Genomic DNA, 25,850 nt, shown 5'->3' on the forward strand with positions numbered 1-25,850 from the left:
GGCACCATCTAGACTGGGAATAGCCCGAACAATGAATTGATCCATCGGAGTGAATTCATTGTTTTGGGCTGCGAGGGATGTGCCGCTACATGCAAGAAGCAAAGCAAGTCCCGCCCGGCGGTAATGCCGGGTAGGGCCCGACCCTCCCCCCGGGAGGGCGCTTTCAGCACCCACCCAAGGTCGGGCGCTGTCCTGAGCGCCTGTGGAGAGTCGGGCTGCCATCAGCCAATCGCTTCCAGCACTGCCTCACCCAGCGTCGCAGGGCTTTCTGCCACAACGATACCGGCCGAGCGCATGGCTTCGATCTTGTCCTCGGCACCGCCTTTGCCGCCGGCGACGATCGCGCCCGCGTGGCCCATTCGGCGGCCCGGCGGGGCGGTGCGGCCTGCGATGAAACCGGCAACCGGCTTTTTGCGGCCCTTCTTGGCCTCATCCGCCAGGAACTGTGCAGCTTCTTCTTCGGCCGAGCCACCGATCTCACCGATCATGATGATCGAATGGGTCTCGTCATCCGCCAGGAACCATTCCAGCACGTCGATATGCTCGGTGCCTTTGATCGGGTCGCCGCCGATACCAACGCAGGTGGACTGGCCCAGACCTACATCGGTGGTCTGCTTAACGGCCTCATAGGTCAGAGTTCCCGAGCGGGACACAACGCCGACCGAGCCGCGCTTGTGGATGTGGCCGGGCATGATGCCGATCTTGCAGGCGTCAGGTGTGATGACACCGGGGCAGTTCGGGCCGATGAGGCGCGATTTCGAGCCTTCCAGTGCGCGCTTCACCTTCATCATGTCCAGAACCGGAATGCCTTCGGTGATGCAGACGATCACTTCCATCTCGGCGTCAATTGCTTCGAGGATCGAGTCAGCCGCGAAGGGCGGCGGCACGTAGATCACTGAGGCATTGGCTTCGGTCACGTGCTTGGCTTCGTGGACCGAGTTGAACACGGGCAGGCCCAGATGCTCCATGCCGCCTTTGCCAGGGGTCACGCCGCCGACCATCTTGGTGCCATAAGCAATGGCCTGTTCAGAGTGGAATGTGCCCTGCGAGCCAGTAAAGCCCTGACAGATCACTTTGGTATTTTCGTCGATGAGGACTGCCATTTGGCGTTCTCCTATTTTAGGCGGGCCAAGGCCTGCCAGAATTCTTCAGAAAAGTGGGGCGAAACCCACTCCACGGAATTGGGCTTAGCCTTTCACGGCTTTCACGATCTTCTCGGCGCCGTCTTTAAGGTTGTCCGCCGCGATCACGTCCAGGCCAGAGGAATTGATGATCTCTTTGCCCTTTTCGACATTCGTGCCTTCCAGACGTACGACCAGTGGAACCTGCAGGCCGACCTCTTTCACCGCGGCAACAACGCCCTCTGCGATGACGTCACAGCGCATGATGCCGCCGAAGATGTTGACCAGAATGCCTTTGACGTTCGGGTCCGAGGTGATGATCTTGAACGCCTCGGTCACTTTCTCCTTGGTGGCACCGCCGCCCACGTCGAGGAAGTTGGCAGGCTCGGCCCCGTATAGCTTGATGATGTCCATCGTGGCCATCGCCAGACCGGCACCGTTGACCATGCAGCCGATCTCACCATCCAGTGCGATGTAGTTCAGATCGTATTTGGAGGCTTCCAGTTCCTTGGGGTCCTCCTCGGTCTCGTCGCGCAGCTCGGCGATGTCGGGGTGGCGGTAAACCGCGTTGCCGTCAAAGCCCAGCTTGGCGTCTAGTACTTTGAGCTCGCCGCTGTCTGAGACGATCAGCGGGTTAATCTCCAGCATCTCCATGTCCTTCTCGACGAAGGCTTTGTAGAGGATGCCCATCAGGCGCACACATTGCTTGACCTGAGCGCCTTCCAGACCCAGCGAGAACGCGATGCGGCGGCCGTGATAGGCCTGATAACCGGTCACAGGGTCCACCGAGAAGGAGAGGATTTTTTCGGGCGTGGACGCGGCCACTTCTTCGATATCCATGCCACCTTCGGTCGAGCAGACAAAAGAGATGCGGCTGGTCTGGCGATCTACCAGGAGCGCCAGGTACAGTTCACGCTCGATGCCGGAACCGGCTTCGATATAGATGCGGTTGACCTGCTTGCCCGCGGGGCCAGTCTGGTGGGTGACCAGAGTGCGACCCAGCATCTTCTTTGCTTCCTCGGCCGCTTCTTCCACCGACTTGGTCAGACGGACACCGCCTTTTTCACCTGCGTCGGCCTCTTTAAAGCTGCCCTTGCCGCGTCCACCTGCGTGGATCTGCGCCTTAACAACCCAAAGAGGGCCGTCCAGTTCACCGGCTGCGGTTTTGGCTTCCTCGGCGCGCAGAACCGCGCGACCGTCGGAGACTGGAGCGCCATAGCTGCGAAGAAGCGCCTTGGCTTGGTATTCGTGAATGTTCATCGAAATTGTCCCGTCTGACTACGATTAAACCGATATAGAGGTGTCTAGGGCGCAATTATAAAGGCTTTTTTGACCTCGGAGTGGTTTTTAGTGAAGATTTTCCATATTTGTGATCACAGTTTTTTAAGGTGTGATCACAAATATTCAGACTGATTCTTTCTATATTTTGTTCCTTCGCAGCTTTGGCGCAAAATCACTTTCTTGGCCAGTTGGCATTGCCTATAGAGGATGTGCGAATGACGTACCTGATTTTGGAGTGATCAATGCTTGAGGCAGAACGGCTTTGGAGTCTTAGGCGACGTTACCTGCCCGAGGTATTCAGGTTCCAGTATGTTCTGGACAAAACCGGACTTGATGTCGGCTTTTTGACGAGCTTGAATTTTGGTGCATCAATACTGTACGTCGGGCAGGATCTTCCGGTTTGTGAATTGGAAGATGCGGATGGGCTCGCGGTTGGTTATTTGCTTGGTGTAGCTGTTGGTCCGGAAGGTTTAGTCGATCGCAGTGCAGTGCTGCCGTTTTCGGTACGAGACGGCGACGCATGGAGAAAATTCGAGCGATACTTGACCGAGTGTGCAGGCCGGTTCGCCTTTTTCCTGCAGATCGGCGGCGAAGCGCGTCTCTATACGGATCCGGTTGGAATGATTGGCGCGGTTTACGAATGCGACGCGCAGCGCGTCGCAAGTTCACCGCTTCTTGCGATTGACCGGGAGATTATTCCAAACAGTCGATATCAAGCGGACTGTTTGGCCGGGCTTCCCACGCGGTATTCGCTATTTCACACATGTGATGACAAGGTGAAACGGTTGAACCCAAATTTTTACCTGAACCTGAACACATTTGATGTGGAAAGGTTCTGGCCTAGGGATGAGGTGTTTTCGCTTGAAAATTCGAGCCATGCCGAAACCTATGACGAAATCACCGAGCGACTGGCTTTCAACATTGATCAGATCACCGAACGTTACAAATGTGCTATGCCGATTACTGGAGGAAGAGATAGCCGAATTCTGGCAGCAGTTGGTCGCAACAGCTTGCACAAGATCCCTTTTTTTTACACTCATGTAAAAAACTATAATTCCGAAGTAGATGCCCATGTCGGTGCTGCAGTTGCCAAAAGCCTCAACACTCCGCATGTCGTTTTGGGAACGCGTTTTGGCAAGGAAACCAAGCGCTGGGAGCAGAAATTCCTAGCCCAAGCCTATCAAGTTTCGCACGGGTCCGATACGGCCCCTCCAAAAGAGTATGTAACCGGAGCAACCAACGCCATTCCGTCCAATCACCTTATCTTGAGGGGGCATCAAACCGACCTTTTACGTGCTGTCTATGTATTCAAACCCAAGGCCATGTGGCGCGACGCGGCTTGGCAGATTGAGCGAATGTTCATCGTGCCTCGGCGATCATTCAATTCAGATATCTGTGCGCATTTCGAAGGGGATTTTTTTGCTTGGCAAGCGACTCTTCAAGACAATGCCATGGAAAAAGCAGCCGACTTTATGTTTCTGGAAGTCTACTATAATTCGACCGTCGGGGCATCTTTTCCCGCCTTATGGCAACACTTCTATCTTTCACCTTTCAACAGTCGCCGGCTTATAGAATTGTCTTTGCGGTTTGACGAGGCCGAACGCAGAGGCTGCCTGCCCGTTTATGATATTGTGCAAAGGGCCTCGGTTGATTGCGCAAAAGTACCCTTTTTAGGGGAAGGCGGCACACATTTTTTCGAAACGAACCAACCTTCGGACTTTGAGTCGCTTTCTCAGCAGCGCGTCATCAGCACCGAGCAACGACTTGCCGCGCACTATGGTGGGTTGCCCAAAGTCGAAGCAATCGCGGGTGAGGGCAGGTAGCGTCGAATAAATACGGGCAGACCGAAAGGCCCGCCCGCTTTTGTCTCAAGTCCTACTTTTAAGCCAAAGAGCCATCAATGCCCTTGCAAGCCTCAATCAGGCCCTTCACGGCGTTGACCGAGTTTTCAAAGCCTGCTTGTTCGTCTTCGTTCAGCTTGATGTCGACGATACGCTCGATACCACCTGCACCGATGACTGTCGGAACGCCGACATACATTCCGTCAACGCCGAACTCGCCGTTGCAATAGGCCGCGCAGGGCAGAACGCGCTTCTGATCTTTCAGGTACGCTTCGGCCATTTCGATCGCCGAGGTCGCAGGCGCATAGAATGCCGAGCCGGTTTTCAGCAGGCCAACGATCTCGGCCCCGCCGTCACGGGTACGCTGAACGATGGCGTCCAGTTTCTCTTGCGTGGTCCAGCCCATCTCGACCAGATCGGGCAACGGGATACCGGCAACGGTCGAATAGCGCACCGACGGCACCATCGTGTCGCCGTGACCGCCCAAAACAAAGGCGGTGACGTCGCGCATCGAGACATTGAACTCTTCCGACAGGAAATGCGCAAAACGCGCCGAGTCGAGAACGCCCGCCATGCCGCAGACCTTGTTGTGCGGCAGGCCCGAGAATTCGCGCAGAGCCCAGACCATCGCGTCCAGAGGGTTGGTGATGCAGATCACGAACGCATCGGGCGCGTGAGCTGCGATGCCTTCGCCGACCGATTTCATGACTTTCAGGTTGATGCCCAGCAGGTCATCGCGGCTCATCCCCGGTTTACGGGCGACACCTGCGGTGACGATGCACACGTCTGCGCCTGCGATGTCCGCATAGTCGCTAGAACCTGACATTGCGGCGTCAAAGCCTTCGGACGGGCCGGACTCGGCGATGTCGAGCGCCTTGCCCTGAGGCAGTCCGTCAGCGATGTCAAACAGGACGACGTCACCGAGTTCTTTGACAGCTGCAAGATGCGCAAGCGTGCCGCCGATGTTCCCAGCGCCGATCAGCGCAATCTTGGGTCTGGCCATTTGGAATATCTCCGGTCGGTATTGAAATCGCGGGTTTGCTAGTCGTTAAATGGCTTTTGCGCAAGGGTCCTGCGGCGCGGCATGCCACCGCATACCGTTTGCCATCCCCAATCCGGTTGCGCTAAACCGCCTGTGAATCAAGCCAATTCCCGGGACGCTGCATGTTTGAATTGAACCTGATGTTTTTTGCAGTCGCGATCCCGGCGGTGATCTTTGCGGGCATCTCGAAGGGTGGGTTTGGTTCGGGCGTGGCCTTTGCGTCGTCGTCGATTCTGGCTTTGATCCTGACACCGGGGCAGGCGCTGGCGCTGATGTTGCCAATCCTCATGGTGATCGATCTGGCCACACTGGGACCCTATTGGAAACGCTGGAGCTGGCCGGATTCGCGTCTGCTGATCCTGGGCGCGGTTCCGGGTGTTCTGCTGGGTACCTGGCTATACCGCGTGACAGATGACGACCTGCTGCGCCTGCTGATCGGAGGGATCTCGGTCGGGTTCGTGATCTGGCACGTCGCCCAAAGCAAAGGCTGGATACGCGGCTTCACCCGCCGGTTGCCTGCCTCCGCCGGTCTGTTCGCGGGGCTTGTCGCCGGGTTTACCAGCTTTGTCAGCCATGCAGGAGGTCCCCCAGCTGCTGTCTACCTGCTGTCGCAACGCCTGTCGAAGACCGAGTTTCAGGCCTCGACCGTCTTAGTGTTCTGGGTGATCAACGCGGCGAAATTCGTGCCCTACGCCTTTCTTGGCCTGTTTACATGGCACACGGCGCTGGCGGATCTTCTGCTGACCCCGTTCGCCATATTGGGGGCCTGGTTGGGCGTCCGGGCGCATTTCATGTTGTCCGAACGCCTGTTCTTTAGCATCGCCTATGTGTTGCTGACCCTGACCGGAGGCAAGCTGATCTGGGACGCACTGACTTAGGTGTTTGGCGGCAGGACATCGGCCATCTGCTCATAGGCTTGCCCCGAGGCCACAAGGCAGGTCATTCCGTCTGGCAGGGTCACCGTGATCGTCCAACTGCCGGATTGGTCCGAGGCAAACAGCTCCATCACCGCACCCTGACGAGCAATGCCGATCCCCCGGCGCGTTTCGCCATAGGTCTCGGCAAGGCGTTGCAACACATCGGCCCGAGGGGCGCAGTTGCGGGCCTGCGCCTGAACCTGTTGCGCCGCGAGGACCATGATTCCCAGCCCGATTGTCATTTTCAAAACTGTCTTTTTCATCTCTGACCCCATCTATCACCAGTCGCCTAGAGCCTGCGGTCAAGAGGGCGATATTGCGTTAAAGCAAAGAGCGTTGCGTCATTTATGCTGCGTTGCGGCGATTTTTACCTTGAACTTTCCTGAGAAAAATGCCCCTTTCTGCGCAACATTATTTCAACGGGAGAGGCCAATGCACCCGCGTCAGCGCCCTTATCGCTCGGTTCTTTACATTCCCGGTTCGCGCGACCGGGCCTTGGACAAGGCCCGCACCTTGCCGGTTGATGCCATCATCTTCGATCTCGAAGACGCAGTGGCCGCCGACGAAAAACCCAATGCACGCGAGACGCTCAAGGCAGCGCTGACCGCTGGCGGATACGGCCCTCGGGTCAAGATCGTGCGCATCAACGGGCTGGATACTCCGTGGGGTGCAGGTGACGCCAAAGCCGTGCGAGAGATGGATGCCGATGCGGTTCTGTTGCCCAAGGTGAACTCCGCCGCAGATGTGGACGCGCTGGCCGCGATCACCGGGGATTTGCCAATCTGGGCCATGATGGAGACCCCGCGCGGTATGTTGAATGCAGCCGAGATTGCGGCGCATCCGCTAATGGCAGGGTTCGTGATGGGGGCAAACGATCTGGCCAAGGACCTGCAAACCCGGTTCCGTCCGGACCGTCTGCCGCTGATGACCTCGCTTGGCCTATGTCTTCTGGCCGCCAAGGCCGAAGGGCTGATCATCGTCGACGGCGTCTACAACGCCTTCAAGGACACCGACGGTTTGGCCGCCGAGTGCGAACAGGGCCGTGACATGGGCTTTGACGGCAAGACGCTGATCCACCCGGCGCAGATTGAGGTCACCAATGCAGCCTTCGCCCCGTCGGATGACGAGATAGACCTCGCCCGCCGCCAGATCAGCGCGTTTGAGGAAACCGAGGCGCAAGGGCAGGGTGTTGCCGTTGTCGACGGTAAGATCGTCGAAAACCTGCATGTTGTAACTGCCCGCGAAATTCTGGCAAAAGCGGAGGCGATTTCAGCTTTGCAAGCGGGGTAAGCCAGCATGGGCTTTGTTCTTCTGATCCTTGGTGTGGCGCTATGGTGGGTCGCACATCTGTTCAAACGCATCCTGCCTGCGCAACGCGCGGCTATGGGCGATGGCGGCAAGGGGGCTGTGGCGCTGGCGCTGGTGGCCGCGATCCTGCTGATGATCTTCGGCTACCGCATGACCGAGTTCATCTATGTCTGGGCGCCGCCAAGCTTCATGACCCATATCAACAACCTGTTGGTGCTGATCGCGATCTACATGATGAGCCCGGCCCCCAAAAAAGGCCGTCTGCTGCATAAGCTGCGCCATCCGATGCTGGGTGGGTTCAAGCTTTGGGCCTTTGCGCATCTACTGGTGAATGGCGATCTGGCCTCGATCATCCTGTTCGGCGGGCTTTTGGCCTGGGCCGTGGTCGAAGTGATCGTGATCAACAAATCCGAACCCGACTGGACCCCTGGCGAACCCGGCACCTATGGCATGGACGCGATGTTCTTTGTTGCCTCGATCGTGCTGCTGGGTGTGATCGGCTATATCCACGGGCTGGTCGGCCCGTCTCCGTTCGGATGATAAGGACCTGAAAGAATGGCAAAACTCTATCGCCTGCTGACCGAGGAAGACACCTCGGCCTTCTGTCACAAAGTGTCGGACGCCTTGGCAAAAGGGTGGGAGCTTTATGGCGATCCCTCCTACGCTTTCGATCAGGCCAACAACGTCATGCGGTGCGCGCAGGCTGTGACCAAAGAGGTCGACGCGGACTATTCACCTGAGATGAAACTGGGACAGCAATAATGGCAAAAACCAATCCGGGCCGCTTTTTTGAGGACTATTCCGTCGGGCAGGTGCTGCCGCACGCCGTCCCTCGCACCGTGACGGAGGGAGAGCGCGGCCTCTATCATGCGCTCTATCCTGCGCGTCATGCGCTGTATTCTTCGGATGAGTTCGCCCGGGCCTGTGGATTGCAGGAAAGCCCGATTGATGATCTGGCGGCCTTCCACGTCGTGTTCGGCAAAACGGTGCCCGATATCTCGCTGAATGCAGTGGCCAATCTGGGCTATGCCGAGGGGCGTTGGCTGCTACCGGTTTATGCGGGTGATACGCTGCGGTCGGTGTCCGAGGTGATCGGGGTCAAGCAGAACTCGAACGGTAAGACTGGTGTGGTCTGGGTGCGGACGCGTGGTCTGAACCAGTTGGACGAAGTGGTCATGGAATATGTCCGCTGGGTGATGGTGCGCAAGGCAAACCCGGATGCGCCAGCACCGGAAACCGTCGTGCCCGATCTGAAGAAAGTGCTGGAGCCGAGCGATTTGGTCATCCCCGAGGGGCTGGATTTCTCGAATTACGATTTCACCCTGGCGGGTGAACCGCATCGTTGGGGCGACTATGAGATCGGCGAGACCATTGACCACGTGGACGGCGTGACGGTGGAAGAGGCCGAGCATATGTTGGCTACGCGCCTGTGGCAGAACACGGCCAAGGTGCATTTCGACCTGACCTTCCGCCCTGAAGGCCGCCTGATCTATGGGGGCCACGTGATCTCGATGGCGCGGGCCTTGTCGTTCAACGGTCTGGCCAATGCGCAGATGATCGTGGGTCTGAATGGCGGCGCACATGCCAACCCCTGTTTCGCAGGAGACACGATAAAAGCGTGGTCCGAGGTTCTGGACAAGGCCGAAACCGACGTGCCCGGGGTCGGAGCGATCCGTCTGCGTTTGGTAGCGACCAAAGGCGGCGCGCCGTTCGAGCTGCGCGGCGAGGACGGAAAATACACGTCGGATGTGTTGCTGGACCTCGACTATTGGGCCTTGATGCCGATCTAGTCGGGTTACAGTGATGTGAACACAGCACCCGCAATCCATGCTAGGGTGGCGGCATGTTTCTACGTTTTCTCACCCTTTTCCTGTGCCTTACACGCCCCGCCTGGGCGTGCGATCTGGCGCTGGCCTTGGCGGTGGATGTCTCTGGCTCTGTCGACAGCAGCGAATACCGTATTCAGATGGATGGCCTCGCCGCTGGGTTGCGTGACCCGATCGTGTCCGAGGCTTTGGTGCGCGGGCAGGCGCAGTTGATGTTGGTGCAATGGACGGGCGAATCCCGCCAGCGGGTGACGATCCCGTGGACGAAAATCGACAGCTTTGTCGCTCTGGAGAAGTTCGCTGATCAAGTTGCACAGGACCCAAGGGTCTGGCGAAACTTCTCAACCGCGATCGGAGAAGCTTTAGAGGCCACCCTGCTGCGGTTTGACGACGTGGCAGAGTGCAGGCGTCTGCTGATTGATATCTCGGGCGATGGGGTTTCCAACGAAGGGATTGAGCCGACGCAGATTCACGGCCTTCTGAAAGATCGAGGCGTGACAGTAAATGCCATAGCCATCGAAGAAAGCGAACCGGATCTGACGGCCTACTTCTTTGAGAACGTTATTTCCGGAGAGGGGGCGTTTGTCGTGTCAGCCTCGGGTTTTGCAGATTATCCAGAACGCATACGAAAAAAGCTGCTGCGCGAGGTGACGCAGCAATCTGCCGGTTTTCGATGATCTGCAGGGATTCGTGATCACAATGCTTCGACGTTGAAAACGCTAACATAGAATGATCGCATTGTATTTTGTGATCACACTTTCAAAGTGCGTGATCACAATTGGTCAAAATCACCGTTTTTGAGGCAATTTTACCTGTTTTTGCAGGTGCAGCACGTGACAGAAGCGCAAAAACAAGTAAAAAGTCTGGTAGCCAAAGTAAGAGGAGCCGCCATGGCCGATGTCAATCGGGGCAACCGCCCGCTCTCGCCACATATTATGATCTATCGCCCACAGATGACTTCCATGTCGTCCATCATGGTTCGTTTTTCCGGCCTCGGGGTGTTTGCCGTTGCCATTCTGGTCGTCTGGTGGCTGCTGGCAGCGTCAACTTCGGAAAGTGCATTTGCGCTGATCGACGGGTTCCTGACCAGCTGGTTCGGCAAGCTGATCCTCATCGTCGCGACCTGGGCACTTTGGTATCACACGCTGGGCCGCCTGCGTCACGTTTTCTGGGACTTCGGCTACTGCCTCGACGTGAATACCTCGGAAAAACTGGGGATGGGCATGTTCATCGGGGCCACAGTCCTGACCATTCTCACCGTGCTTGTGGTTTAAGGAGACGGAGATGCGATATCTGACCGACCGCAAACGCGCGCAGGGCCTGGGCGCAGGGAAATCGGGAACACAAACCCATTGGCGTACCATGGTGCGCGCGATGATCCTGACCGGGCTGGTTCCCATATTTATCATCACCTTCGGAATGGGCCTCGGCGGCACGTATGAAGAAGTTCTGGCCTATTTCAGCCGTCCCTTCCCTGCGATTGTCACCGCCCTGACGCTGGTCGTGGGCCTGCAGCAGCTTATGTATGAGGCGCAGGAAACCATCGAAGACTATATCCATGGCATTCTTGAGAAAATCTCTCTCGTTGCAATGTGGGCGCTTGGCTACACTCTGATGGCTGCGGGGTTGTTTGCCTTGATCAAGCTGGCCCTGTGATGCGCGATAAGGAACAAGAACAATGACAGCAGCATATGAATATGAAACCCACGAATACGACGTGGTTGTCGTAGGTGCAGGTGGGGCCGGTCTGCGGGCAACATTGGGCATGGCCGAGCAGGGCTTGCGCACAGCCTGTGTCACCAAAGTGTTTCCGACACGCTCACACACGGTTGCCGCGCAAGGTGGTATTGCCGCGTCCCTGTCCAACATGGGGCCTGACCATTGGCAATGGCACATGTACGACACCGTAAAGGGTTCGGACTGGCTGGGTGACACCGATGCGATGGAGTACCTAGCGCGCGAGGCTCCCAAGGCAGTTTATGAGCTGGAACACTACGGCGTGCCCTTCAGCCGTACGGAAGAGGGTAAAATCTATCAGCGTCCCTTCGGCGGTCACACCACCGAGTTTGGCGAAGGCCCTGCCGTGCAGCGTACCTGCGCGGCCGCAGACCGGACCGGTCACGCGATCCTGCATACACTTTATGGACAATCGCTGAAAAACAACGCTGAATTCTACATCGAATATTTCGCCATCGACCTGATCATGTCCGAGGACGGGCAGTGTCAGGGCGTCGTCTGCTGGAAGCTGGACGACGGCACGATGCATGTCTTCAACGCCAAGATGGTTGTACTGGCGACCGGCGGTTACGGTCGTGCGTATTTCAGCGCGACCTCGGCCCATACCTGCACCGGCGACGGTGGCGGCATGGTGGCCCGTGCCGGTCTGGCCCTGCAGGATATGGAGTTCGTTCAGTTTCACCCGACTGGAATCTACGGCTCGGGTTGCCTAATCACCGAGGGTGCTCGGGGTGAGGGCGGTTACCTGACCAACTCTGAAGGTGAGCGTTTCATGGAGCGCTATGCGCCCCAGTATAAGGACTTGGCGCCGCGCGACTATGTCTCGCGTTCGATGACGATGGAGATCCGCGAAGGTCGTGGTCACGGCGATGACGGGGATCATATTCATTTGAACCTGAGCCACCTGCCAGCCGAGGCGCTGGCGGAACGGTTGCCTGGAATCTCGGAATCGGCACGTGTCTTTGCTGGTGTTGACGTTACCAAGGAACCCATCCCGGTTCTGCCGACCGTGCATTACAATATGGGCGGTATTCCGACGAATTATTGGGGTGAGGTTCTCAACCCAACTGCAGACAACCCAACCGCAGTTGTTCCCGGCCTGATGGCAGTGGGCGAAGCGGGTTGTGCTTCGGTCCACGGTGCCAACCGTCTGGGCTCTAACTCTCTGATCGATCTGGTCGTCTTTGGTCGCGCGGCGGCCATCCGAGCCGGTAAAGTAGTGGACGCAGACGCGCCGAACCCTGTGCTGAACCAGGCATCGGTTGATAAGGCATTTGATCGGTTTGACGCCGTACGGAACGCCTCGGGCGCAGTCCCGACCGCGGACCTGCGGCTTGAGATGCAAAAGACCATGCAGCAGGACGCGGCTGTGTTCCGGACCGCCAAGACCATGGCGGAAGGCGTCGAAAAGATGACGGCGATCGCTGCCAAGATGGACGATCTGAAGGTTTCGGACCGCTCTCTGGTCTGGAACAGTGACCTGATGGAGTCGCTGGAACTGACCAATTTGATGCCGAGTGCTCTGGCTACCATCGTGGGAGCCGAAGCGCGCAAAGAGTCCCGTGGCGCACATGCGCATGAGGATTTCGCAGAGCGCGACGATGAGAACTGGCGTGTCCACACCGTCAGCCGGGTCGAGGGTAACAGGGTTGAACTCAGCTACCGTCCGGTGATCGTTGATCCTCTGACCAACGAGGATCAGGGCGGCATCAGCCTCAAGAAAATCGCGCCGAAAGCGCGGACGTTCTAAGTAGGAGCAACCATCAGGCAATGCGGTGCAAGCGCCACATACCCACCGACACGACAAACGCCCCATGCGGGCGCGGTGAGGGGTGCTTGCCATGACGGTTGAACAGCTGCCCTCGGGTCCGCGGGATCCCAAGATCATCCTGATCGGCCTGAACCGCTGTGCCACCACGTCGCTGCACAAGCTGTTTCAGAACAGTGGCATCGCGTCGGTGCATTGGGTGGACGATCAGGGCAACAACTTGGCCCAGAAAATGGTGACGAATATCGCCATGGGTCGGAAACCGCTGGATGGGTTCGGCTCGGTCCGGGCCTTTACTGACATTGCCTTTGTGAATGCCCGGTTCATGCTGGATGGCACGCGGTTCTTCCGCGAGCTGCATGCGGCTTACCCGGAAGCCTATTTTCTGCTGAACACGCGCGATCGCGAGGATTGGATTTCCTCACGCGCGCTGCACAGCAATGGCGGCTATCTCGAACGCTGCTGCAAGGCCAACGGGATGGGCGCAGACGAGGTGAAACAGGGCTGGCGCCGGATGTATGACGTACACCACGCCGAGGTGCAGGCCCATTTCGACGGGAACCCAAGTTTCCTGCGCTTTGATATCGACCGCGACGACCCTCAGGCGATTGCCGACTGGTTATCTGCGGATTTTGACGTGAACATTGCCCATTGGGGGCACTACAATCGAGGCGCGTCTGACCGCGCCCGGACAGGCTGAATGGAGAATTGACATGGTTCAACTGACCCTGCCCAAGAATTCCCGGATCACCACCGGTAAGACATGGCCCAAACCGGACGGCGCGAAGAACCTGCGCAAGTTCCAGATCTATCGCTGGAACCCCGATGACGGCCAGAACCCACGTGTCGACACGTATTTCGTCGATATGGACACCTGCGGCCCGATGATTCTGGACGCGCTGATCAAGATCAAGAACGAGATCGATCCAACCCTGACATTCCGCCGTTCGTGCCGGGAAGGGATCTGTGGCTCCTGCGCGATGAATATCGACGGGATCAACACGCTGGCCTGTATCTACGGCATGGATGAGATCAAGGGCGACGTGAAGATCTACCCGCTGCCGCATATGCCAGTGGTCAAGGACCTGATCCCCGATCTGACGCATTTCTACGCGCAGCATGCCTCGATCATGCCGTGGCTGGAAACCAAGACCAACCGTCCCGCGAAAGAGTGGAAGCAGTCCATCGAAGACCGCAAGAAGCTGGACGGCTTGTATGAGTGCGTGATGTGCGCCAGCTGCTCGACCTCGTGCCCGAGCTACTGGTGGAACGGCGACCGCTATCTTGGCCCCGCAGCTTTGCTGCACGCCTATCGCTGGATCATCGACAGCCGTGATGAAGCCACCGGTGAGCGTCTGGATGAGCTGGAGGATCCCTTTAAGCTGTATCGCTGCCACACGATCATGAACTGCGCCAAGACCTGCCCGAAGGGTCTGAACCCTGCTGCGGCGATTGCGCAGATCAAGAAGATGATGGTCGAGCGCTCTGTCTGATCGACCTATGCGCTTGCCGTGCTGCGGCAAGCGCATGCCCCCTTTGCAAAAACGTCCGATGTCGACGGACCACTGACGCGGTATATTTGCAGAAGGGAGGAGTGATGAAATCAGGATCACTCCGATGAGTACACAATCAAACACACCGAAAGCTGACGCCAAGGAAGCTCTGACCCTGTTGGAGCAAGCTTGGGCGTATTACTCGCCTGAACCAGCTGTCGCAGAAGATCAGCGAGAGCCTGAGCTGTTCGAATACGCAAACGCAGCGTAACACCAGCCTTGCCATTTGCGGCTGGAACGGGCCAAACAGATTTATGCCTGTTCTTCTACTTCTTCTTGCCGCTGGGGTTTTCGCCTATTTCTTCTGGCGGTCCCGCACGTTTTCGCTGACACGCGACTGTCGCTGGCGCGAACACCGAGACGAAGATCTGTGGTTTTGCGCCTTTTGCGGCGCAACATCAGACGGTTCAGATCGTCCTTCGAAATGTCTGCGGCAATCAATTGGCAAATAGAAATCGGGCCGAGACATGCTCGGCCCGTTTCACGTTATGCTGCGTCCGGGAAGGCCGCTTGCAGTGCGATCTCGACCATGTCACCAAAGCTGCGCTCCCGCTCGGATGAGGGCAGGGCCTCGCCCGTCAGCAGGTGGTCCGAGACGGTCAGAACCGCAAGCGCGCGGCATTTGTGTCTTGCGGCGAGGATATACAGCTCGGCCGCTTCCATCTCGACCCCCAGAATGCCGTGACGCACCATCTGTTCATTCAGATCGGGGCGCTCATCATAGAACACGTCAGACGAATAGATCCCGCCCACATGGGTTGGTGTTCCCTTGGCTGCCGCCGCATTGGCCGCGGCCTGCAACAGACCCCAATCGGCGCAGGGGGCAAAGTTCAGTTCCTTCATGATGCCCCGGGACGGCGTGCTGAGCGTGGTCGACGTCATGGCCAGAATTACATCGCGGACATTGATGCTGTCCTGCATACCACCGCAGGAGCCAATGCGGATCAGTGTCTTTGCACCGAAATCCCGGATCAATTCGTTCACGTAAATGGAAAGTGAAGGCATCCCCATGCCGCTGCCCTGAATGGTAACAGGGTTCCCTTTCCACGTACCGGTAAACCCGAGCATGCCGCGCACGTCATTGACCAACCTAACGTCATCCAAAAACGTTTCCGCCGCCCATTTCGCCCGATAGGGATCTCCGGGCAAAAGAACGGTTTCTGCGATGTCACCTTTTTCTGCGCCAATGTGGATTGTCATTTCTGAAACGACCTCAAATTTAGATTTTCAACTCGGCGATATCGGTGCCGGAATTCAGCGCGTCATGGACCCATTGAGGCTTGCGTCCACGGCCGGTCCAAGTTTGATCTGGGGCGTTCGGGTTGCGGTATTTCGCTTTTGATTTCTGTAGCTTGGCGCCTTTCGGGGCGACGTCCGAAAGCTCGGACAAGGAAAATCCGAATTCGGCTGCGGCTTTTTCCGCGGCTTCCAGAGCGGCTTTGCGCTCGCGCTTTTCAGCATTTGCCAGGGCTTTATCGATATCGTCTCGCAATTGAAGAAGTTCATTGCGCGACATTTTTTCAAGCTCAAGTCCCATTGTTTCTTCCTCTTTCAGACGTGAGTGACTGCAATTCAAATAATTGCAGTAATTTCACACGCTGATATAGGCTTTTCCCGTCTTTTCGGGAACAGCCATCAAGAGTTTTTCAAAATGGGCCGTTATTCGGCGGCGATTTCCCGCGGATCCACCAATTCAACGATATCGCCCATAATTGCGTTCAACTCGAAATTCTTGGGTGTGTAGATTCTGGCAACGCCCATTTTCTTCAAAGCTTCTGCGTCATCATCCGGAATAATCCCTCCGACAATGACAGGCACATGCGACAGGCCTGCCTGTTTCAGGCGGGTCATTACGTCTTCGACCAGGGGCAGATGACTGCCAGACAGGATCGACAAACCGATCACATGGGCATCGTCTTCGGACGCGGCCGAGACGATTTCTTCTGGTGTCAGGCGAATGCCCTCATAGCTGATATCCATGCCGCAATCGCGGGCGCGGAAGGCGATCTGCTCGGCTCCGTTGGAATGGCCATCCAAGCCCGGCTTGCCGACCAGGAATTTCAAGCGACGCCCCAAACGGTCGCTGACCGCATCGACCGACGCGCGCAGGTCCTCCAAGCCTTCGGTCTTGTTCGAGACCGAGCCGGACACACCGGTTGGGCCGCGGTAGGTCCCGTAGACCTTGCGCATTTCCTCGGCCCATTCACCCGTGGTTGCACCGGCCTTGGCGGCAGCAATCGAGGGCTCCATGACATTCGCGCCGGTTTGCGCCGCCTCGCGCAGAGCAGCCAGCGCCGCTGCTACGGCTACCTCATCACGTTCGGCCCGCCATTCGTTCAGACGATTGGTCTGCTCCTGCTCGACTGCAGGGTCCACAACCATGATGCCGCCATCCTCGGTTTGCAGAGGCGAGGGCTCACCGTCGACCCATTTGTTCACACCGACCACAATGGTCTCGTTCCGTTCGATGCGGTTCAGGCGTTCTGCATTGGAGTCCACCAGTCGGGACTTCATGTATTCGATTGAGGCCACGGCGCCGCCCATAGAGTCGAGATTGGCCAACTCGGCGCGCGCGCCTTCTTTGAGTTCTTCGACCTTGGCATCGACCGCCGGGTTACCGTCGAACAGATCGCCATATTCCAACAGGTCGGTCTCATAAGCCAGAATCTGCTGCATGCGCATCGACCACTGCTGGTCCCAGGGGCGGGGCAGGCCCAAAGCCTCATTCCAGGCAGGCAATTGAACGGCACGGGCGCGCGCCTTTTTCGACAGCGTCACGGCCAGCATCTCAATCAGGATGCGGTAGACGTTGTTTTCCGGCTGCTGTTCAGTCAGCCCAAGCGAGTTCACCTGTACGCCATAGCGGAACCTGCGGAACTTGGGGTTCTCAACGCCGTAGCGTTGTTGAAGGATTTCGTCCCAAAGATCGACGAATGCCCGCATTTTGCACATCTCAGTAACAAAGCGGATGCCGGCATTCACGAAGAAGGAAATGCGTCCGCACAGGGCGGGGAAGTCCTCGGCGGGCACGCGCGGACGGAGCTCATCCAGCACAGCGATGGCCGTGGCGAGCGCGTAGGCCAGCTCCTGTTCCGGGGTCGCGCCGGCCTCTTGCAGGTGATAGGAACACACGTTCATCGGGTTCCATTTTGGCACGTTGGTGTAGCAATACTCGGCCACATCCGCGATCATCTTCAGTGACGGCTTGGGCGGGCAGACATAGGTGCCGCGGCTGAGATATTCCTTGATCAGGTCATTCTGAACGGTGCCCTGCAGCTTTGAGACATCCGCGTCCTGTTCCTCGGCCACGGCGATGTAAAGCGCCAGCAGCCACGGGGCCGTTGCGTTGATCGTCATCGAGGTGTTCATCTGCTCCAGCGGGATCTGATCAAACAGCACGCGCATGTCGCCCAGATGGCAGATCGGCACACCCACTTTGCCAACTTCACCGCGCGCCAGCGTGTGGTCGCTGTCATAGCCCGTTTGAGTCGGCAGATCGAATGCCACAGACAGGCCAGTCTGTCCTTTGGCTAGGTTGCCGCGATACAGCGCGTTCGAGGCCTTGGCGGTGGAATGACCGGCATAGGTTCGGATCAGCCAGGGGCGGTCTTTCTGCATCTGCTTCATGGGCGAGCCTCGTGTTTGAGAGAGCAACAAAATTACGTCTACGGGTTCTAAATCGCAATTTTCAGGCATTGTCAATTCGCTGCGTTGCGGCATATGCGAAATGTCTAGATTGTGAGCTGTCTCGTTTGGTGGCAGTGTGGCCCGATGTTGAGAACTGTGGAACTTCCGCTGTGGCTATTCCTGTTGATCGTGGTCTTTGCCATGGTCACTTTTGCCTCGCATTTTCTGTTCCCGTCTGTCCGCTGGTTCTTTCGCCGCAGGCTTGAAAGGGCGGTCTCTCGGTTGAACCAGCGCCTGCAGCGGCCGATCCAACCGTTCAAGCTGGCGCGGCGGCACGACATGATTCAACGGCTCATCTATGATCCTCAGGTCGGGCAAGCGGTGCAGCAGCACGCCCATGAAGAAGGTATCCCCGAAGCCGTTGCGTTCGAACAGGCCCGCAGATACGCGCGTGAAATCGTGCCTTCCTTTTCGGCTTTTGCCTATTTCAGCTTCGCCATTCGTCTGTCCCGGTTGCTGAGCAACGCGTTCTACAACGTGAATCTCAGCTACAAGGATGAAAGCGCGATCAAGGATATCGACCCCGAGGCGACGGTCGTCTTTGTGATGAACCATCGCAGCAATATGGACTATGTTCTGGTCACTTATCTGGCGGCGCAGCAATCCGCCCTATCCTATGCAGTGGGCGAATGGGCGCGGGTTTGGCCGCTCAGCCGGTTGATCCGGGCGATGGGCGCGTATTTTATCCGGCGCAAATCGGGCAGTGAGCTATATCGACAGGTTCTGGCCAGCTATGTAAGACACGCAACCGAAGCAGGTGTGACGCAGGCCATGTTCCCCGAAGGCGGGCTTAGCCTGACCGGTGCTTTGGGGCGGCCCAAGCTAGGATTGTTGAAATACATTATCGACGGTACCTCGCCCGAGGGGCGCGATGTGGTGTTTGTGCCGGTGGCCCTGAACTATGACCGCGTGCTTGAAGACACGATCCTGACGCGCGCCGCCCTCGGAACCGATCGACGTTTTCGCGCGCGGATCGGGGTAATCACAAGCTGGGTTCTCAAACAGATCTGCCGGCGTCTGATCGGTCGCTACAAGCGGTTCGGATTGGCTGCGGTTCGGTACGGTGAGCCGATCTCGCTCAAAGAATTCGAGGCACGGGCTGGGGATGACGTGATGACTGACCTCGCGCGTACTTTGATGAAACGGATTGGCGCGGCGATTCCCTTGGTGCCCGGACCGGCGGCCTGCTGGCTGCTGCGCGAGAGTGGCCCAATGCCCGAACAGGAAGTGCGGAGTCGTATCCTTGCCCTCATGGAAGCCGATGGTCTGGCGCTGGCGGAATCAGAGGACGCCATCACCAGCGCTGTGGATCAAATGGTCGAACGGCGCATTCTGACCCTTGAAGACAGGGTTTTGAACCTGTCCGGGCAGCGCGAGGATCTTTTGGATTATTATGCAGAGTCGGTACCAGAACAGGTGAAATCTGCTAATGCTGCGCTCGCGAAAGATGTTTCTGCACCCGCTGGGTCATAAAATTACAAAAATAGACCAAAGATGGTTGCAATATTGCGCAACCCCTCCTATCCCTCTGTAGGAGAGGCGGCGATTCTGCGCCGCGGCAAAGGTATTGAAAAGGAGGCCAGCATGGCTTTGGACACCGAAAGCGGTATCGCGTCGTACGAGGCACCCGAAAAGGACCTCTATGAAATGGGGGAAATCCCTCCGATGGGGTTTGTGCCCAAGCAGATGTACGCCTGGGCGATCCGCAAAGAGCGTCACGGAGAACCAAATACTGCGATGCAGCAGGAAGTGGTCGATGTGCCCGAGCTGGACAGCAACGAGGTTCTCGTCCTCGTGATGGCGGCGGGCGTCAATTATAACGGCGTCTGGGCCGCTTTGGGCCAGCCGATCAGCCCGTTTGATGGCCACAAGGCCCCGTACCACATCGCTGGTTCGGATGCGTCGGGCATCGTTTGGGCCGTGGGTGACAAGGTCAAGCGCTGGAAGGTCGGCGATGAGGTGGTGATCCACTGCAACCAGGACGATGGCGACGATGAGGAATGCAACGGCGGCGATCCGATGTACTCGCCCAGCCAGCGCATCTGGGGCTATGAGACCCCAGACGGGTCGTTCAGCCAATTCACCCGCGTGCAGGCACAACAGTTGATGCCGCGTCCCAAGCACCTGACCTGGGAGCAGGCGGCGTGCTATACCCTGACGCTCGCTACGGCCTACCGGATGCTGTTCGGGCACGAGCCCCATGACCTGAAGCCCGGCCAGAACGTTCTGGTCTGGGGTGCCTCGGGTGGTTTGGGCTCTTACGCGATCCAGTTGATCAACACGGCCGGTGCAAATGCGATCGGTGTGATCTCGGACGAAAGCAAACGGGATTTCGTGATGGGGTTGGGCGCCAAAGGCGTTCTGAACCGCAAGGACTTCAACTGCTGGGGTCAGCTGCCCACGGTCAACACACCCGAATACGCTGAGTGGTTCAAAGAGGCCCGTAAGTTCGGCAAAGCGATCTGGGATATCACCGGTAAGGGCAATAACGTTGATATGGTGTTTGAACACCCCGGCGAAAGCACCTTCCCAGTGTCGACCTTCGTGGTGAAAAAGGGCGGCATGGTCGTGATTTGTGCCGGTACCACCGGGTTCAATTGCACTTTTGACGTGCGCTACATGTGGATGCACCAGAAACGCCTACAGGGGTCGCATTTTGCGCATCTGAAGCAAGCGGCAGCCGCCAACAAGCTGATGGTCGAACGCCGTCTGGACCCCTGCATGTCGGAAGTGTTCTCGTGGAACGATCTGCCCGAAGCGCATATGAAAATGCTGCGCAACGAGCACAAGCCGGGCAACATGTCGGTTCTGGTTCAGGCCCCGCGCACCGGCATGCGCACTTTGGAAGAGGTTCTGGACGCGCGACCATAAGCCCATCCTGAAATATCTAAAAAAACACCCGCGAATCGGAACTCCGATACGCGGGTGTTTTGCCGTCTTGGAGGGCCCTTTTTTGTTTCAACAGGTTGGAATTTTGCCCCTCACTATTTTCGGGGAATAGAAACCGGTGAATAGGTCAAAAAGATCGCACATGTTATGGTTGTGTTAACACTTCGTTAACTGTTTCAGAGAGACCCTTATGACGCAAAATGAGTGGATACTGGACGTATTGTCGGACCTCAACGCGTTCGCTGTTGCGAATGGGTTGACTGCCTTGGCCGAACAGCTGGACGACACCAAGCTGATTGCCGCAGCCGAGATCGCGTCCATGACAGATAAGGCACGGGCGCCCGCGGATGGGAACAGAACTCGATTTGGGTCAGATCCTGAAGGATTTGGAAAACACCAGCACGCTTGATGAGCTTGGCTCGGTCGCCACTCGCCTGCGCGACTGTCTGAAAGTCGAACATCTGACATATCATTGGGTGGATGCCGCCGGGGATCAGTACGGCTATACCACCTATTCCGATGCCTGGGATGAACGGTATCGCGAACAAAACTATCATCGCATCGACCCCGTGATACTGGGGTGTTTCCAAAGATTTCACCCGGTTGATTGGAAATCGCTGGACTGGTCCGGCAGGGTGTCCAAAGCGTTTCTTCAGGATGCCTTGGAACATGGGGTGGGCAATCAGGGGTATTCGATCCCGATCCGAGGGCCAAATGGGCAGTTTGCGCTGTTCACCGTCAATCACAGTTGTGACGACGACACCTGGCAGAATTTCATCTCGACCTTTGGCCGCGAATTGATTCTCGTGGCGCATTACATCAACCGAAAAGCACTGGAGTTTGAAAAGGACAGGCAGCCTGAAGCGACCCGAGGTCTGTCTCCGCGTGAAATTGATGCGATGACGTTGCTTGCGCAGGGCTTCAGCCGCGCACAGGTTGCACACTCGCTGTCGATCTCGGAACACACGCTGAGGGTCTATATTGAAAGCGCGCGCTCGAAACTGGGCGCGCAAAACACGACGCACGCGATCGCGACCGCGCTCAGCCGTGGGTTAATAGTCGTTTAAGCAACGTACGGTCCTAGAACAGTAAATTAACCACGACTTCGTACCCCTTTCGTTCCTGCACAGGACGACAAGGGGAATTAGTCATGTTGCGTTATTTGTATGCTGATGAGCTGCATAAATTTCCAGCTTTGGCCGACGGGATGTTTCGCGATCGCGCGGATCAGTTCAAAACCCGGCTGGGATGGGACGTTTACGTCAATGAAAAAGGGGAAGAGCGGGATCAATACGATGACCTCAACCCGCTTTATGTGATTTGGGAGGAGTCGGACGGCAGCCATGGCGGCTCAATGCGGGTTCTGCCGACCACTGGCCCGGTCATGGTGAACGAGGTGTTCGGTCATCTCAACGAGGGCGAGCCAATTTGCAGCCCTTTGATCTGGGAGGTCACGCGCTTTTGCCTGTCGCGAACGGCCAGCCCCCATACGGCCGGGGCTATCATGCTGAGCGGCGGCGAAATGATGGAGGGCTTCGGTCTGACCCATATCGCCGGCGTCTTTGATGCGCGGATGATCCGGATCTACCGCCTGATTGGGTCGTCCCCAATTGTATTGGGGTCCGAGGGGAAAGGGCGCGATCAAATCTCGGTCGGTCTTTGGCCCTATTCCGCGGATGATTGCAACCGCGTGGCCGAGCGGGCAGGCATTCCGCGTGAGCTTTCGCGCCTGTGGTTCAGAACCGCGTTCGGCCCGGCCAAACAGCACCGGTTTGCGCTGTCGGCCTAGGGTCTTGAAAACCCAAATCCGTATCTGGTGAAGGGTGGCGCGGCCCTGTAGGGTCGCGCCATGTCTTTGCCCAATGTGACCTTCTCAGAAGATCAGGCTGCCGCCTATGACAGCATCGCCGAGATGCTGCGCTCTGCCGGGGTGGACCTTGAAGATGACGCACTGCTGAAACTGCCGGGACACGGTGAATCGGGTGTTATGGCCGTGATCGGCAAGGCCGGTTCGGGCAAGACCCTTTTGCTGGCGGAACTGTATAAGGCGCTGGCCGAAACAGGCGTTCACATCGTTTCAGGCGACTATGAAAGCCGAAAATCCCGCGACAAACGCAGTCTGGCGATTCTGGCCCCCACCAACAAGGCCGCAAGCGTTTTGCGCCTGCGCGGGGTGCCCGCGACGACCATCCACCGCATTCTCTATACGCCCGTCTATGACCCGGAATATGAACGCATCGCCGAATGGCTTGAGGGCAATGACGAACGGCCCGAAATCGAAGGCCTGACGGATGAGGCGTTGGACCGGGCGGCTGCCTTCTATCAGAACAACAAGTCGATCCCCGGTGCTCTGGCCGCTGCCGGTCTGCGTGGGTCGGATTTCATCACCGGCTGGAAGCGCCGGGAAGAGCCGCTGGATATCGGCTTTGTCGACGAAGCCTCGATGCTGGATGATCGCCAGTTTGACGATCTGAAGGAGATCTTCCCAACGTTGCTGCTGTTTGGCGATCCAGCACAGCTAGCACCGGTCAACCAATCCGGCAGCATGGTATTCGAAACCCTGCCCGAGCCGCGCAAACTGACCCTGCATCGCATCCACCGTCAGGATGCCGACAATCCCATCCTCGATCTGGCTCATGCGCTTGCTGACCCTGCCATGGGGTTTGAGGATTTCGAGCGTCTGGTCGAAGACACCGCCCGTCGCGATGACCGTGTGGTTTGGGGACAGCGGGTCGAGGTTGACCTGATGGCCCGCAGCCCGGTTCTGGTCTGGCGCAACGCAACGCGCATCCGTCTGATCCAGGCCTTCCGGCAGGTCCATGGCGCCCCCGAGACGGAATTGCTGGAAGGTGAGCCGCTAATCTGCGACGGGATAGAGCTGCCTCTGAAACACCGTAAGAAACGGCTGGATCTTGAGGCGCGCGGCCTGATCAAGGGTGCTCAGGTGGTCTATCTGGGGCCGGGGCGAAAACCCGGTTTCTCGCGCCTGCATGTCATGGGGGCCGAGGACCCTCAGGTCAGTGCGGCGTCGATTGTGCAGATCGAAAAGCCGGATGAAGAGGAACCGTTTATCCCCTATGCCGCGCGCATGGGCGCGACCTTTCTGCATGGGGCGGCGGTGACCATCCACAAGGCGCAGGGTTCGCAATGGGATACGGTGCAGGTCTTTGCGCCGGACATCTACGCCGCTGCCCGCATGGGCCGGACCGAGGCCGGACAACCCTTGTGGAAACGACTGGCCTATGTTGCCATCACCCGCGCGCAGGAACGCTTGATCTGGGTGGTGCGTAATCGATTGTCCAAACCCACCCATCCTCTGCGCGTCGATGATCTGCGTGCCGTTCCGGCGCCGACCCTGACACTGGAGGCTGAAGAGACATGAAATCCATTCTCATAACTGGCGCAAGTTCCGGAATCGGAAAAGCTACGGCCGAGCTGTTTTTGGCCGAGGGCTGGACTGTTGGTCTGCTGGCCTGCAGCGAAGACAAACTGGTGGAAATGGCCGAAGGGCATCGCAACGCGATCCCTCTGGTTGCGGATGTGACGGATCCGGTGGCGGTTGCGCGCGCCTTTCGGTCGTTCTCGAACAGGGCCGAGCGGCTGGACGTTCTGTTCAACAACGCTGGCATCTTCGCGCCCGGCGGCACGATTGATGAAATCGCGCTGGAGGATTGGTACCAGAGCGTCAACGTCAACCTCAACGGTATGTTCCTGAGCGCGCGTGAGGCGTTTCGGATCATGCGTCACCAAACACCGCAAGGCGGGCGTATCATCAACAACGGCTCAATCGCGGCGTATGTGCCACGCCCGAACTCGGTGCATTATTCTGCAACGAAACACGCCGTCACCGGGCTGACGCGCAGCCTGTCGCTGGACGGGCGTGATTTTGGCATTGCCTGCGGCCAGATCGATATCGGGAACGCCCGTACCCAGATGGTGCAGGGGCTGGTTGATGCTGCGATTGCCGATAGTACGACGCCCGATCCGACCATGGATGTGGCAGACGCTGCCAAATCGGTGCTGCACATGGCCAATCTGCCGCCCGAGGCCAATGTGCAGTTCATGACCGTGATGGCCACGACCATGCCCTATATCGGCCGGGGCTGAGCGCTACTTTTCGCGGAGCAGACGGAAAGCTGTCGAGGCCCCCCAACCAGCGGCAATTGCGATGACCAGTGACATCAGCCCGTACCAAACGGGCTGCTCGCGGGACATGTTGTAGAGAAACCGCTCCAGCCCCACTTTGCGCACGTCGATTGTGGTTTCGTATTGCGACACCACATTGCCGCCCCGCGTCAGGAAAATGCGCGCGGCATAGTCGCCTTCGGTCAGGTCGGCGGGCATGTCGATGGAAGTACGGAACAGGGTTTGTTCATCCACGGCAACCGTGTTTTCGCGGATCGAATACAGGCTCTCGCTTTCGCGAATGCGTATCACTGCATCGGCAAAGTCCTGAGCGGCCTCGATATGCATGGCCGCCCCAACCGAGCGGATGGCCCGTTCGATGGAAACCCGATAGCGCAGATCCTCGGTATTGGTGAGGATTTCTTTGAATGGCCCGCTGGTGGCAACAGCATAGAAGCTGGGGGCCAGATCGACCTCGACGCTGTCGGAGTTCACCCAGATTCCCAGTTTACGTTCTTTGCGGCGCACGGTCAGAGGCTCGGATGGGCCCGCGACGGTGACGATCACCTCAAGCGGAGGGCCTTCGGGGATCGGGGCTTCGCGTTTGATGGCCCCGAAGATCAGAATCTCGGACCCGTCGAACGTTGCGGTAATAGCAACCCGGTCCTGGCTGAGGCCCAGGACCACCTGCTCTTCCGCGGCAGCCGCGGGCAGGCAGAACAGGCACAGGGCGGCGATCAATGAGCGGACCATAG

Annotated in this window: 27 protein-coding genes; 19 read left to right on the plus strand and 8 right to left on the minus strand. The window is 57.8% G+C overall.

Annotation, left to right across the window (positions count from 1 at the left end):
- Positions 1 to 221: 221 nt before the first annotated feature.
- Positions 222 to 1,103, minus strand: coding sequence for a succinate--CoA ligase subunit alpha (sucD, locus tag ACXAH8_RS13815; RefSeq protein WP_170378979.1), 882 nt, complete (start codon positions 1,101 to 1,103; stop codon positions 222 to 224).
- 84 nt (positions 1,104 to 1,187) lie between these two features.
- Positions 1,188 to 2,381 carry an ADP-forming succinate--CoA ligase subunit beta gene (sucC, locus tag ACXAH8_RS13820; RefSeq protein WP_170469002.1) on the minus strand — a complete coding sequence of 398 codons (1,194 nt, stop codon included), beginning with the start codon at positions 2,379 to 2,381 and terminating at the stop codon, positions 1,188 to 1,190.
- Between the two features lie 263 nt (positions 2,382 to 2,644).
- Between sucC and ACXAH8_RS13825 the strand changes: the two genes are divergently transcribed.
- Positions 2,645 to 4,225: a hypothetical protein gene (locus ACXAH8_RS13825; RefSeq protein WP_475219294.1), complete on the plus strand. Its 1,581-nt coding sequence runs from the start codon at positions 2,645 to 2,647 to the stop codon at positions 4,223 to 4,225.
- A 58-nt stretch (positions 4,226 to 4,283) separates the two neighbouring features.
- Here the strand turns inward: ACXAH8_RS13825 and mdh are convergent, their stop codons facing one another.
- Positions 4,284 to 5,246: a malate dehydrogenase gene (gene mdh / locus ACXAH8_RS13830; protein WP_170378975.1), complete on the minus strand. Its 963-nt coding sequence runs from the start codon at positions 5,244 to 5,246 to the stop codon at positions 4,284 to 4,286.
- 161 nt (positions 5,247 to 5,407) lie between these two features.
- On the opposite strand from mdh, the gene ACXAH8_RS13835 reads away from it, so the two are divergent.
- Positions 5,408 to 6,163 (plus strand): sulfite exporter TauE/SafE family protein, encoded by a 756-nt coding sequence (locus ACXAH8_RS13835; protein WP_475219297.1) that lies wholly within the window; start codon positions 5,408 to 5,410, stop codon positions 6,161 to 6,163.
- Here ACXAH8_RS13835 and ACXAH8_RS13840 read toward each other — a convergent pair.
- A complete protein-coding gene (locus ACXAH8_RS13840) occupies positions 6,160 to 6,465 on the minus strand; it encodes a hypothetical protein (RefSeq protein ID WP_170480827.1) in 306 nt (101 codons plus the stop codon). The two genes, ACXAH8_RS13835 and ACXAH8_RS13840, sit on opposite strands and share 4 nt — an antisense overlap.
- 169 nt (positions 6,466 to 6,634) lie before the next feature.
- On the opposite strand from ACXAH8_RS13840, the gene ACXAH8_RS13845 reads away from it, so the two are divergent.
- From ACXAH8_RS13845 to ACXAH8_RS13895, 11 genes are all read left to right on the plus strand, one after another.
- Positions 6,635 to 7,492: an HpcH/HpaI aldolase/citrate lyase family protein gene (locus ACXAH8_RS13845; RefSeq protein ID WP_475219300.1), complete on the plus strand. Its 858-nt coding sequence runs from the start codon at positions 6,635 to 6,637 to the stop codon at positions 7,490 to 7,492.
- A 6-nt stretch (positions 7,493 to 7,498) separates the two neighbouring features.
- Positions 7,499 to 8,050 (plus strand): NnrU family protein, encoded by a 552-nt coding sequence (locus tag ACXAH8_RS13850; RefSeq protein ID WP_475219302.1) that lies wholly within the window; start codon positions 7,499 to 7,501, stop codon positions 8,048 to 8,050.
- Positions 8,051 to 8,065: 15 nt separating this feature from the next.
- The gene (locus tag ACXAH8_RS13855; RefSeq protein ID WP_170378966.1) at positions 8,066 to 8,272 is read left to right on the plus strand and encodes a DUF1737 domain-containing protein; all 207 of its coding nucleotides are present in this window, start codon (positions 8,066 to 8,068) and stop codon (positions 8,270 to 8,272) included.
- Positions 8,272 to 9,300 carry a MaoC family dehydratase gene (locus ACXAH8_RS13860; RefSeq protein WP_475219305.1) on the plus strand — a complete coding sequence of 343 codons (1,029 nt, stop codon included), beginning with the start codon at positions 8,272 to 8,274 and terminating at the stop codon, positions 9,298 to 9,300. The genes ACXAH8_RS13855 and ACXAH8_RS13860 overlap by 1 nt, the downstream gene beginning before the upstream one ends.
- Before the next feature lie 53 nt (positions 9,301 to 9,353).
- Positions 9,354 to 10,013, plus strand: coding sequence for a DUF1194 domain-containing protein (locus ACXAH8_RS13865; RefSeq protein WP_475219307.1), 660 nt, complete (start codon positions 9,354 to 9,356; stop codon positions 10,011 to 10,013).
- Between the two features lie 213 nt (positions 10,014 to 10,226).
- The gene (gene sdhC / locus ACXAH8_RS13870; protein WP_170378960.1) at positions 10,227 to 10,610 is read left to right on the plus strand and encodes a succinate dehydrogenase, cytochrome b556 subunit; all 384 of its coding nucleotides are present in this window, start codon (positions 10,227 to 10,229) and stop codon (positions 10,608 to 10,610) included.
- A gap of 10 nt (positions 10,611 to 10,620) precedes the next feature.
- Positions 10,621 to 10,992 carry a succinate dehydrogenase, hydrophobic membrane anchor protein gene (locus ACXAH8_RS13875; RefSeq protein ID WP_475219309.1) on the plus strand — a complete coding sequence of 124 codons (372 nt, stop codon included), beginning with the start codon at positions 10,621 to 10,623 and terminating at the stop codon, positions 10,990 to 10,992.
- A gap of 22 nt (positions 10,993 to 11,014) precedes the next feature.
- On the plus strand, positions 11,015 to 12,823 hold the full coding sequence (gene sdhA / locus ACXAH8_RS13880) for a succinate dehydrogenase flavoprotein subunit (protein WP_475219311.1): 1,809 nt from the start codon (positions 11,015 to 11,017) through the stop codon (positions 12,821 to 12,823).
- Between the two features lie 91 nt (positions 12,824 to 12,914).
- A complete protein-coding gene (locus tag ACXAH8_RS13885; RefSeq protein WP_170666837.1) occupies positions 12,915 to 13,541 on the plus strand; it encodes a sulfotransferase in 627 nt (208 codons plus the stop codon).
- Between the two features lie 13 nt (positions 13,542 to 13,554).
- Complete coding sequence (locus tag ACXAH8_RS13890) at positions 13,555 to 14,334, plus strand: succinate dehydrogenase iron-sulfur subunit (RefSeq protein ID WP_170462678.1); 780 nt, start codon at positions 13,555 to 13,557, stop codon at positions 14,332 to 14,334.
- Positions 14,335 to 14,458: 124 nt separating this feature from the next.
- Positions 14,459 to 14,605: a hypothetical protein gene (locus ACXAH8_RS13895; RefSeq protein ID WP_475219313.1), complete on the plus strand. Its 147-nt coding sequence runs from the start codon at positions 14,459 to 14,461 to the stop codon at positions 14,603 to 14,605.
- Positions 14,606 to 14,880: 275 nt separating this feature from the next.
- Here ACXAH8_RS13895 and deoD read toward each other — a convergent pair whose 3' ends face one another.
- From deoD to ACXAH8_RS13910, 3 genes are all read right to left on the minus strand, one after another.
- Positions 14,881 to 15,594 carry a purine-nucleoside phosphorylase gene (gene deoD, locus ACXAH8_RS13900; RefSeq protein WP_475219315.1) on the minus strand — a complete coding sequence of 238 codons (714 nt, stop codon included), beginning with the start codon at positions 15,592 to 15,594 and terminating at the stop codon, positions 14,881 to 14,883.
- A 19-nt stretch (positions 15,595 to 15,613) separates the two neighbouring features.
- The gene (locus ACXAH8_RS13905; RefSeq protein ID WP_475219317.1) at positions 15,614 to 15,931 is read right to left on the minus strand and encodes an H-NS histone family protein; all 318 of its coding nucleotides are present in this window, start codon (positions 15,929 to 15,931) and stop codon (positions 15,614 to 15,616) included.
- A gap of 122 nt (positions 15,932 to 16,053) precedes the next feature.
- Entirely contained in the window at positions 16,054 to 18,021 is a 1,968-nt protein-coding gene (locus tag ACXAH8_RS13910; RefSeq protein ID WP_475219319.1) for a methylmalonyl-CoA mutase family protein, read from the minus strand.
- 144 nt (positions 18,022 to 18,165) lie between these two features.
- On the opposite strand from ACXAH8_RS13910, the gene ACXAH8_RS13915 reads away from it, so the two are divergent.
- The 6 genes from ACXAH8_RS13915 to ACXAH8_RS13940 all read left to right on the plus strand — a co-directional run bounded on the left by ACXAH8_RS13915 (position 18,166) and on the right by ACXAH8_RS13940 (position 25,077).
- A complete protein-coding gene (locus tag ACXAH8_RS13915) occupies positions 18,166 to 19,554 on the plus strand; it encodes a 1-acyl-sn-glycerol-3-phosphate acyltransferase (RefSeq protein WP_475219321.1) in 1,389 nt (462 codons plus the stop codon).
- Positions 19,555 to 19,665: 111 nt separating this feature from the next.
- Positions 19,666 to 20,952 (plus strand): crotonyl-CoA carboxylase/reductase, encoded by a 1,287-nt coding sequence (gene ccrA / locus ACXAH8_RS13920; RefSeq protein WP_475219323.1) that lies wholly within the window; start codon positions 19,666 to 19,668, stop codon positions 20,950 to 20,952.
- A 365-nt stretch (positions 20,953 to 21,317) separates the two neighbouring features.
- Positions 21,318 to 22,037 carry a helix-turn-helix transcriptional regulator gene (locus tag ACXAH8_RS13925; protein ID WP_475219325.1) on the plus strand — a complete coding sequence of 240 codons (720 nt, stop codon included), beginning with the start codon at positions 21,318 to 21,320 and terminating at the stop codon, positions 22,035 to 22,037.
- 83 nt (positions 22,038 to 22,120) lie between these two features.
- The gene (locus ACXAH8_RS13930) at positions 22,121 to 22,759 is read left to right on the plus strand and encodes an acyl-homoserine-lactone synthase (protein WP_475219327.1); all 639 of its coding nucleotides are present in this window, start codon (positions 22,121 to 22,123) and stop codon (positions 22,757 to 22,759) included.
- 60 nt (positions 22,760 to 22,819) lie between these two features.
- Positions 22,820 to 24,352 (plus strand): ATP-dependent DNA helicase, encoded by a 1,533-nt coding sequence (locus ACXAH8_RS13935; protein WP_475219329.1) that lies wholly within the window; start codon positions 22,820 to 22,822, stop codon positions 24,350 to 24,352.
- Complete coding sequence (locus ACXAH8_RS13940; protein ID WP_475219331.1) at positions 24,349 to 25,077, plus strand: SDR family oxidoreductase; 729 nt, start codon at positions 24,349 to 24,351, stop codon at positions 25,075 to 25,077. The genes ACXAH8_RS13935 and ACXAH8_RS13940 overlap by 4 nt, the downstream gene beginning before the upstream one ends.
- 3 nt (positions 25,078 to 25,080) lie before the next feature.
- On the opposite strand, the gene ACXAH8_RS13945 is transcribed toward ACXAH8_RS13940, so the two are convergent.
- Positions 25,081 to 25,848: a TIGR02186 family protein gene (locus ACXAH8_RS13945; protein WP_170378931.1), complete on the minus strand. Its 768-nt coding sequence runs from the start codon at positions 25,846 to 25,848 to the stop codon at positions 25,081 to 25,083.
- Between the last annotated feature and the right edge of the window lie 2 nt (positions 25,849 to 25,850).

The organism is Ruegeria sp. ABV3_008, assembly GCF_056161185.1.